Raw genomic sequence first — 9,147 nt, 5'->3', positions numbered from 1 at the left:
GCGTTCGTCCTGGCACCGCCGGCGGCACCCGCGTCCTGACGACGGCGCGGCGCACGGGGCACGACCGTGCGCCGCGCCGCGCACCGGGCACCGGGCACCGGGCACCGGGCACCGGGCACGCAGCAGCGTGCCGGGCACGACAGCGCGCTGCGCCGAACGGGTGAACCGGACGGTGCACCCGAGCGGGTGAAAAATGACCTACGCTGCCGCCCCGTGCCTCATATGCCGCAATCATCCGTTTTCCGTGCCCTGCGTCCCGCCGTGGTGGCGCTCGTCCTCGCCGTGACCGCGGCGGCCTGCGCCGGTGCGCCCGGTGGCGGCGACGAGGTCCCCGCCGGGCAGGAGGCCGAGCAGGCCGCGTCGTCGAGCCCGCTCGACGCCTACTGGTCGCAGATCGGCACGCTCGGGGACGCCGACCGGCAGCGGCACGAGACCCTCGAGCGCCTCGTCGCCCGCTGCATGACGGAGGAGGGCTTCACGTACGAGCCCGTCCCCTACCTGCCGACGTCGGCCGACGCCCTGCCCGGCTCCGGCACGCTCGCCTGGGCCCGTGAGCACGGCTACGGGATCACGACGCTCGCCGAGGCGGTCAGCGCGGCCGGCGGCGGCACGGCCGGCACCGACCCGAACGTGGCGACGCTCAACCGGATGTCGGACGCCGAGCGTGCCGCCTGGACCATCGCGCACCGCGGTGCGGGCGCGGCCTCCACGGGCGGCTGGCAGCAGCAGGGCTGCCGCGGGCAGGCCGAGCACCAGCTCGCCGCGGCCGCGCTCCCGGGCGACGACGCCGGGTACCTGGCGCTGCGGGAGGCGTACGACGCCGAGCCGTTCGACGCCGCGTCCGACCCGGCGGTCGCGCAGGCGCTCGCGGAGTGGGCCGGGTGCGTGGCCGCCGCGGGGCACCCGGCGGCGACGCCGGACGCCGCGCAGGACCTCGTCCGCGACGCCCAGCGTGCCGGGACGGCGAAGGCCGAGCTGCGCGCGCTGGAGCTCGCCGTGGCGGTCGCCGACCGCACGTGCCAGGAGTCGACGGGGTACGCGGCCGCCGTGGACGCCGCGCGCGCCGCGCACGACCAGCGGTTCGTGGACGCGCACCAGGCAGAGCTCGACGCGCTCGTGGAGCGCTGGGCAACCACCGGCTGACCGGTCCCGACGGGCCGACGACGAAGGTTGTGGCACTAATGCGTGACGCGCAGTAGTGTTCGCCGCGGAATAACACCGTTGTCGTCCCGCAGGTGGATCCACCCGCGGGGTGCGCGTCGCTACCGTGCCGTCCGCCCGAACCACCTGCACGCGAGGAGTCCGCCCGTGGGCGTCACCCGCCGGATCATCTTCCCGACCATCCGCCTGCTGCTGTGGGCCGTCATCGCCGCCGCGCTCGTCAAGCTCGCGTTCGCGGGCGCACAGCTCGAGCCCGCGACCGACGCGCTCACGCCGACGGGCTCCGTCGCCGAGCCGACCGTCCAGGCGGCGACCGGGACCATCACCAACGCCGTCACCGTGCAGGGCTCGGTCGTCGCCGACCCGGCCGTCGTCGTCCGGGCGACCCTCGCGGGCACCGTCTCCAAGGTGCTCGCACCGGACGGCTCCGCCGTGCAGGCCGGCACCCCCCTGCTGGAGATCCGCCAGGAGACGCCGCAGGACCCGCTCGTCACGACCGACCCCACGACCGGCGAGCAGAAGACCACCGAGCGCAAGCCGAAGGTCACGGTCGAGGTCGTCAAGGCTCCCGTCGCGGGCACCCTCGCGATGCCGACGCTCAAGGACCAGGTCGTCTCGGTCGGCGACGAGGTCGGCGAGGTCAGCCCGGGCACGCTCTCGGTGAGCGGGACGCTGACCCCCGAGCAGCAGTACCGCCTCGTCGGTGCGCCGACGACCGCGCAGGTCACGCTCAACGGCGGACCCGCCCCGTTCGAGTGCGCCGGGCTGCGCGTCGGCGCCACGACGAGCGGCGGCCAGCAGCCCGACGACACCTCCGTCGCCCCCACGTCCGGCACCCTCACGTGCAGCGTGCCCGCCGGCGTCACCGCGTTCGCCGGGCTCGGCGCGACGCTCGAGGTCGTCAACGGCGAGGCGAAGGACGCCGTCGTCGTGCCCGTGACCGCCGTCCAGGGCTCCGTCCAGAGCGGCAACGTCTGGGTCGTCGCCGACGAGGGCGCCGAGCCCGAGCAGCGGGCCGTCACGCTCGGCCTCACCGACGGCCGGACCGTGCAGGTGACCGAGGGCCTCGCCGTCGGCGACACGGTCCTGGAGTTCATCCCGGTCCCCGGCGGCGCCAAGGGCGACGTCGACTGCACCGACCCCTCGCAGTACGACCCGGCGGTGTGCGGCGGATGAGCCTCCTCGAGCTGACCGACGTCACGCGCTCCGTCCGGCTGCCCGACGACACGGTCCTGCACATCCTGCGCGGCGTGACCCTCGCCGTCGACGCCGGCGAGCACGTCGCGATCGTCGGCCGGTCCGGCACCGGCAAGTCGACGCTGCTCAACATCCTCGGGCTGCTCGACGCACCGACCACCGGCGCGTACCTGCTGGAGGGCACGCCCGTCCAGAAGCTCTCGAACCGCACGCGGACCGTGCGGCGCGGCCGCGACTTCGGCTTCGTGTTCCAGCAGTTCAACCTGCTGCCCGGCCGCACCGCCCTGGAGAACGTCACCGCTCCCCTGCTCTACGCGCGCGGGCGGCAGTTCTGGGGGCGCACCCGCCTCGCGGCCCAGATGCTCGAGCGCGTCGGCCTCGGCGACCGGCTCGACACGATGCCGGAGAAGCTGTCCGGCGGCGAGCAGCAGCGCGTCGCCATCGCCCGGGCGCTCGTGCGCGGGCCGCGCGTCATCCTGGCCGACGAGCCGACCGGCGCCCTCGACGTCGAGACCGGCGGCGAGGTGATGGACCTGCTCGACGAGATCGCGTCGCAGACCGGCGCCGCGCTCGTCACCATCACGCACGACCTCGCCGTCGCCGCCCGGGCCGAGCGGCAGTACCGCCTGACCGAGGGCGCGCTCGTGCCCATCACGCTCGACACCGCGTCGCACTGGGTCGGCGACGTCCCGACGCAGGTCGCGGACCGGTCGGCTGCCGTCGAGCGGCGGCTGCTGCCCACGGGCGAGGCCGACGAGCCCCTCCAGGAGGTGCCCGCGTGACCGGGGTCGTCGGGGCGCTCGTCGAGGCGTGGGACGAGCTGCGCATCCACAAGCTGCGCGTGCTGCTCGCCCTCATCGGCGTCGCGTGCGCCGTCACCGCCATCACGGGCGTCACCGCGGCGATCGCCATGATGCAGCAGGCGTACGCCGAGCAGAACGAGCGGCAGAACGGCCGCAGCGTCACCGTCACGTTCGACGCGTGGCCCATGACCGAGAACCCCGAGGGCGACCCCGCGACGCTCGACGCGCAGTACACGAGCGCGCTCGAGCGGTACGGGATCGAGTACGCCAGCCGCAGCCGCTCCGTCATGGTCGACGCCCGCTTCCCCGACGGCACGCGGTCCGTCACGGCGCAGGCCGTCGACGCCGAGTACTCGACGCTGCGCCGCGTCGTGCCGGTCGACGGGCGCTGGTTCACCGAGGCCGACGAGCAGGCGTACGCGCCGACGCTCGTCGTCAACGAGGCCTTCCTGCGCACGCTCGGGGTCCGGGACCTGTCGACGCACCCGACGGTCGAGGTCGGCGGCGGCGCGCCCGTCACCGCGACGATCGTCGGCGTCACCGCGGACGACTGGACCGACGTGCCGCCCACCGCCTTCGTCCTGTACGACCAGTACCAGCACTGGCTCGCGGGGGCGACGTCCACCGGCGCGGACTTCGGGATGATGATGAACCAGCCGGCACCGTCGCTCCTCGTCTGGGTGCCGCCCGGCGAGCACCGCGCGCTGCAGGAGCAGATCCGGCGCGACGTCAAGGCGTCGATGCCCGGCTGGGACGTGCAGTCGTGGGACAACGACTACGACCAGGGGGCCATCGACGGAGCCGCCCGCTGGGTCGGGCTGGGCGTCGGCGGGTTCGCGCTGCTGCTCGGCGGGCTCGGGCTGGTCAACATCGCGCTCGTGACCGTCCGGTACCGCATCCGGGAGATCGGCATCCGCCGGTCGTTCGGCGCGACGTCGAGCCGGGTGTTCTTCGGCGTCATGCTCGAGTCCGTCGTCGCGACGGTCGTCGCAGGGCTCGTGGGCGTCGTGGTGGCCGTCGCGATCGTCAAGAACATCCCCGTGGAGCGCGTGTTCGGCGGCGGGATCCAGGACATGCCGCCGTTCCCGTTCTCCGCCGCGCTCGTCGGGATGGCCGCGGCGACGGCCGTCGGCGCGCTCGCCGGGCTCATCCCCGCCACGTTCGCCGTCCGGGTCCGGGTGATCGACGCGATCCGCTACTGACAGCGCCGCGGCGCCAGCCCCACCCGACGGACGACGCCCGTCGAGGTCCGGACGGTCCTCGCGGCGGATGCGTTGTCCGACCCCAGGTGGATCTTTCCAGCAGGTCGGCAGCGGTATGGTCCCCGCGACACGAGTGACACCTCCCATGACGCACCGACCGGTGCGCGCGCCGAAAGGGCACGACCGATGAGAACGCCCCTCGCCCCCACCGTCCTGGCCGGTTGCACCGTCGTCGTGCTGCTCACCGCGTGCACCTCCGGCGGGAACGCTCCCAGCGGCAACAAGACCCTGACCTACGAGGACAGCCCCCTCTCGGTCTACTTCGAGCAGCTCGGCGGCCAGCCCGACGAGGCCGAGAGCCAGGAGCAGGCCCGCCGCGCGGAGGAGGTCACCGCCGCCTGCATGCAGGAGCAGGGCTTCGAGTACCGCCCGCAGGACGTGTCCGCGATGTTCGCCGAGCCCGCCGACGACGGCATGCCCGACTGGGACTCGCTCGAGTTCGCCGAGCAGTACGGGTACGGCGCGACGACCGGCGAGGAGATGTCGCAGGGCCAGTCCGCCGAGGAGTGGGTCGACCCGAACGCCGACTACGTCGCGACCATGAGCGAGGGCGAGCAGCAGGCGTACTACGCGGCCCTGTACGGCGAGCCGCAGGAGAGCACCGGCGAGGAGGAAGAGGTCGTCGAGTACGACTGGACCCAGGCGGGCTGCCAGGGCAAGGCGCAGCACGAGGTCTACGAGGAGGGCCAGGTCTGGGGCGACCCGGCCTACAAGGACCTCATGGACGAGCTCAGCGAGATCTACAACACGGACACCGCGAGCGACGAGCGCCTCGTCGCCGTCGGCAAGGCGTGGTCGCAGTGCATGGCCGACGAGGGCCTCGACTTCGAGGACCCGCAGGCCGCGCAGAACAGCATCTACGAGGCGCACGGCGCCATCCCGTTCGCCGAGGACGGCACGCAGGACGCCGCGGCGATCGCCGAGCTCAAGGAGAAGGAGCTCACGACCGCCGTCGCGGACCGGACCTGCCAGATCGAGACCAGGTACACCCAGGTCCAGCTCGAGGTGCAGTTCGACAAGGAGCAGGAGTTCATCGACGCGCACAAGGACGAGCTCGAGGCGATGGTCGCGAAGGCAGCCGACAAGTGACGTCCGCAGGGCACGGAGAGGAGCGCCGGTGAGCACCGTCGCGCAGGGAGGACGGCGCACGGTCGTCGTGCTCGTCGTGGTGGCCGTCGTCAGCCTGGCGGTCGGGCTCGGCCTGAGCCGGCTGCTGGTCTCCCCCGGAAAGGCGGCCGCCGACGCCGCGCCGCCCGTCGCCGGCCCGATCACGGTGCCCGTCGAGAAGCGCGTCATCGCGAACGAGGTCGTGCTGCGCGGCGACGTCGGCTACGAGGACCCCGTCGGGCTGCGCGTCGAGACCGCGGACCTCGGCAACACGGCCGTCGTGACCGGGCAGGTGCCCGAGGTCGGGGCGTCGGTCGACGTCGCGTCGGTCGCGCTCGAGATCGTCGGCCGTCCCGTCATCGTGCTGCCCGGCGAGCTGCCGACGTACCGCTCGCTGCGTGCCGGGGTGTCCGGCCCCGACGTCCTGCAGCTCAAGCAGGCGCTCGTCGCGCTCGGCATCGGCGTCGGCGACGCCGCGTCGTCCACGTACGACGCCCGCACCGCCGCCGGCGTGCGCGCCCTCTACCAGCGGGTCGGCTACGAGCCCCCCACCGCCGGCGAGGAGCTGCAGACCGCCCTGACGAGCGCGCGTGAGGCGGTCCGGGCGGCCCAGGACGGTGTCGGTGCGGCGCAGCGCGAGCTCACGACGGCGTCGGCGGGCCCGCTGCCGTCGGTCGTCGTGGGTCTGGACGCCGCCGTGAACGTCGCCCGGGCACGGCTCGCCGAGGCCCAGTCGCGGTGCACCGAGGCGACCCCCGAGGAGCCGTGCAGCCAGGCAGACGTCGTCGCCGCGCAGGGCGAGCTCGACCAGGCCGTCGCGGCCCGGTCCGAGGCCGACGCGCGTGCGGACGTTTCGGGGCAGAACGCCTCGCTCAAGTCCGCGCAGCAGGCCCTCACCGCGGCGCGCGAGCAGCTCGCGACCGCCGAGGCCGCCGTGCTCACCCCGCTGCCCGCCAGCGAGGTCGTGTTCGTGCCGTCCCTGCCCCGCCGCGTCGACTCGGTCGACGTCAAGCGCGGCGGCACGGTGACCGGCGTGTTCATGCAGGTCTCGGGCGCGACCGTCCAGGTCACCGCCACCGCGTCGCGCGCGGACGCCGAGCTGCTCGCCGCGGGCACCGCCGGGACGGCGACGTTCGACGACCTCGAGATCCCCGTGACCGTGGCGTCCGTGGGTGCGCTCGACACCGCCGGGAAGACCGACGGCACGACGGACGGGACCGAGGGTCAGGAGGGCGACACGGGCACCGGCGACACCGGGTCCGAGCCGCCGAGCGACCGGCGCGCCGTCGTGTTCACGCTCGGCGACCTCACGCCCGAGCAGCTCGCCCGCATCCAGGGCGCGAACCTGCGCATCCGCGTGCCCGTGAGCTCGACCGAGGGCGAGGTCCTCGCGGTCCCGCTCGCCGCGCTCACCGCCGGACCGGGCGGCGAGTCCCGGGTCGAGGTCGCCGGCGAGGGCGGCAAGGCGTCACACCTCGTCACCGTGACCACCGGCCTCGCGGCCGACGGGTACGTCGAGATCGCGTCCGCGCAGGAGCCGCTCGAGGCGGGCGCGCTCGTCGTCGTGGGCGTGAGCGAGGAACGCCCCGAGGACGACGAGACCGCGACCGCGGAGGACGCGTGACGGTCCTCGACCTGCTCGGCACCGTCGAGCAGGTCGAGGAGCCGTCGCCCGTCATCGAGCTGCGGGCCGTCGAGCGGGTGTTCCCCGCCGACCCGCCCGTGCACGCGCTGCACCCCACCGACCTGCTCGTCGAGGCCGGCGAGTACGTGTCGATCATCGGGCCCTCGGGCTCGGGCAAGTCGAGCCTGCTCAACCTGCTCGGGCTGCTCGACCGCCCGACGGCCGGCGAGTACCTGCTGGACGGCGTCCCCACGGCCGGCATCCCCGAGGGGCGTCGCGCGGCGCTGCGGGCCGGGCACATCGGGTTCGTCTTCCAGTCGTTCCACCTGATGCCGCACCGCACGGTGCTCGAGAACGTGCTGCTCGCGACGCTCTACAGCGGGGTGCCGCGGGCGCAGCGTCACGACCGCGCCATGGCCGCGCTCGAGCGCGTCGGCCTCGCGCACCGCGTCGGGTTCCTGCCGACCGTGCTCTCCGGCGGCGAACGGCAGCGCGCCGCCGTCGCCCGGGCCGTCGTCGCCCAGCCCCGGCTCCTGCTCGCGGACGAGCCCACCGGCAACCTCGACTCGGAGAGCACCAGCAGCGTCCTCGAGCTGTTCGACGAGCTGCACCGCGACGGCCTCACGCTGCTCGTCATCACGCACGACGCCGACGTCTCGGTCCGCGCCGAGCGCCGCGTGCGCATCGCCGACGGCCGCCTGCAGGAGATCGCATGAGGACCCTCACCCGGCCCGTGGCCCGCGCCGACCGGTTCGGTCTGCGTGACCTGCTCGCCGAGGCCACCGCGGGCATCGGGGCGCGACCCGGCCGGCTCGTCCTCACCATCCTCGGCACGGTGCTCGGCATCGCGTCCGTCGTCGTCACCGTCGGTCTCGCGCAGACCGCCGCCGGGCAGATCAACAAGCAGTTCGACGCCGTCGCGGCGACCCAGGCCGTCGCGAAGCCCGCCACGTCGCGCGGGTGGGACGGCAGCGAGCGCGCCACCGGGGCCCTGCCGTGGGACGCCGCCGACCGCGCGAGCCGGATCGCCGGGGTCGACTCCGCCGGCACGTTCACCGCGGTCGACATCGACGACGCCGAGATCTCCGCCGTGCCCGTGCACGACCCGTCGGCCGCGCGCAGCGCCGCGCCCGACGTGATCGCGGCGTCGGCGGGCTCGCTCGACGCCGTGCAGGGGCACGTCGTGCAGGGCCGCTGGTTCGACTCCGGACACGACCAGCGGGGCGACCGTGTCGTCGTGCTCGGCGTCGACGCCGCCCGCCGGCTCGGCGTGACCCGCGTCGACCGGCAGCCGTCGATCTTCATCGGCGAGACCGCCTACCAGGTCGTCGGGATCGTCGACGGGCTCAAGAGGCGGTCCGACGTCCTCGGCGCCGTCGTCCTGCCCAACGGCACCGCGCGCGCCGACTTCGACCTCGCGGCACCGCAGGAGCTCCACCTGCACCTGCGCGTCGGCGCGGGACCGGTCGTCGCCGAGCAGCTGCCCGTCGCGCTCGCCCCGAACTCCCCCGAGACGATCGACGTCCGCGCACCGGCCGGGACGTCCGAGGTCCGCGAGAGCGTCCAGGCCGACATCAGCACGATCTTCCTGGCGCTCGGCGGCGTGGCCCTGCTCATCGGCGGCGTCGGCATCGCGAACGTCACGCTGCTGTCCGTCCTCGAGCGCGTCGGCGAGATCGGTCTGCGGCGGGCGCTCGGCGCGACGCGGCGGGACATCGCCGCCCAGTTCATGGTCGAGTCGGTCATCGTCGGGCTGCTCGGCGGGCTCGTCGGGGCCGCGCTCGGCGTCGCCGCCGTCGTGGGGGTCAGCGCCGCCCAGTCGTGGACGCCGATCCTCGACCTGCGGATGGTCGGCGCGGCCGCGCTCACCGGTGGTCTGATCGGCCTGCTCGCCGGGCTCTACCCCGCGCTCAAGGCCGCGTCGGTCGAGCCCGTGTCGGCGCTGCGCGGCGGGGTCTGACCGGCGGGGTCCGACCCGCGGGCGTCACCTGGC

At 74.5% G+C, this 9,147-nt stretch carries 8 protein-coding genes; all 8 read left to right on the top strand.

The window, feature by feature from the left end; translation table 11 throughout:
* Positions 1-261 precede the first annotated feature (261 nt).
* The 8 genes from CBZ_RS04630 to CBZ_RS04595 all read left to right on the top strand — a co-directional run bounded on the left by CBZ_RS04630 (position 262) and on the right by CBZ_RS04595 (position 9,114).
* Positions 262-1,143, top strand: a complete 882-nt coding sequence (locus CBZ_RS04630) for a hypothetical protein (protein ID WP_130780423.1) — start codon at positions 262-264, stop codon at positions 1,141-1,143.
* Between the two features lie 165 nt (positions 1,144-1,308).
* Positions 1,309-2,337 (top strand): efflux RND transporter periplasmic adaptor subunit, encoded by a 1,029-nt coding sequence (locus CBZ_RS04625; protein ID WP_130780422.1) that lies wholly within the window; start codon positions 1,309-1,311, stop codon positions 2,335-2,337.
* A complete protein-coding gene (locus tag CBZ_RS04620; protein ID WP_130780421.1) occupies positions 2,334-3,140 on the top strand; it encodes an ABC transporter ATP-binding protein in 807 nt (268 codons plus the stop codon). Before CBZ_RS04625 ends, CBZ_RS04620 begins: the two co-directional genes overlap by 4 nt.
* On the top strand, positions 3,137-4,363 hold the full coding sequence (locus tag CBZ_RS04615; protein ID WP_130780420.1) for an ABC transporter permease: 1,227 nt from the start codon (positions 3,137-3,139) through the stop codon (positions 4,361-4,363). Before CBZ_RS04620 ends, CBZ_RS04615 begins: the two co-directional genes overlap by 4 nt.
* Positions 4,364-4,549: 186 nt before the next feature.
* Positions 4,550-5,512, top strand: a complete 963-nt coding sequence (locus CBZ_RS04610; RefSeq protein ID WP_130780419.1) for a hypothetical protein — start codon at positions 4,550-4,552, stop codon at positions 5,510-5,512.
* Between the two features lie 28 nt (positions 5,513-5,540).
* Positions 5,541-7,154 (top strand): efflux RND transporter periplasmic adaptor subunit, encoded by a 1,614-nt coding sequence (locus tag CBZ_RS04605; RefSeq protein ID WP_130780418.1) that lies wholly within the window; start codon positions 5,541-5,543, stop codon positions 7,152-7,154.
* Positions 7,151-7,870, top strand: coding sequence for an ABC transporter ATP-binding protein (locus tag CBZ_RS04600; protein ID WP_130780417.1), 720 nt, complete (start codon positions 7,151-7,153; stop codon positions 7,868-7,870). The genes CBZ_RS04605 and CBZ_RS04600 overlap by 4 nt, the downstream gene beginning before the upstream one ends.
* Positions 7,867-9,114: an ABC transporter permease gene (locus CBZ_RS04595; RefSeq protein WP_130780416.1), complete on the top strand. Its 1,248-nt coding sequence runs from the start codon at positions 7,867-7,869 to the stop codon at positions 9,112-9,114. Before CBZ_RS04600 ends, CBZ_RS04595 begins: the two co-directional genes overlap by 4 nt.
* Positions 9,115-9,147: the final 33 nt, after the last annotated feature.

It is taken from the genome of Cellulomonas biazotea, assembly GCF_004306155.1.
Taxonomy (GTDB): Bacteria; Actinomycetota; Actinomycetes; order Actinomycetales; family Cellulomonadaceae; genus Cellulomonas; species Cellulomonas biazotea.
Note: the sequence above shows the minus strand (reverse complement) of the source record. Positions and strands in the feature narration are given on the sequence as shown.

Coding starts and splice junctions, on each gene's coding strand:
- CBZ_RS04620 (WP_130780421.1), top strand. CDS start 2,334: ATGAGCCTCCTCGAGCTGACCGACGTCACGCGCTCCGTCCGGCTGCCC.
- CBZ_RS04610 (WP_130780419.1), top strand. CDS start 4,550: ATGAGAACGCCCCTCGCCCCCACCGTCCTGGCCGGTTGCACCGTCGTC.
- CBZ_RS04595 (WP_130780416.1), top strand. CDS start 7,867: ATGAGGACCCTCACCCGGCCCGTGGCCCGCGCCGACCGGTTCGGTCTG.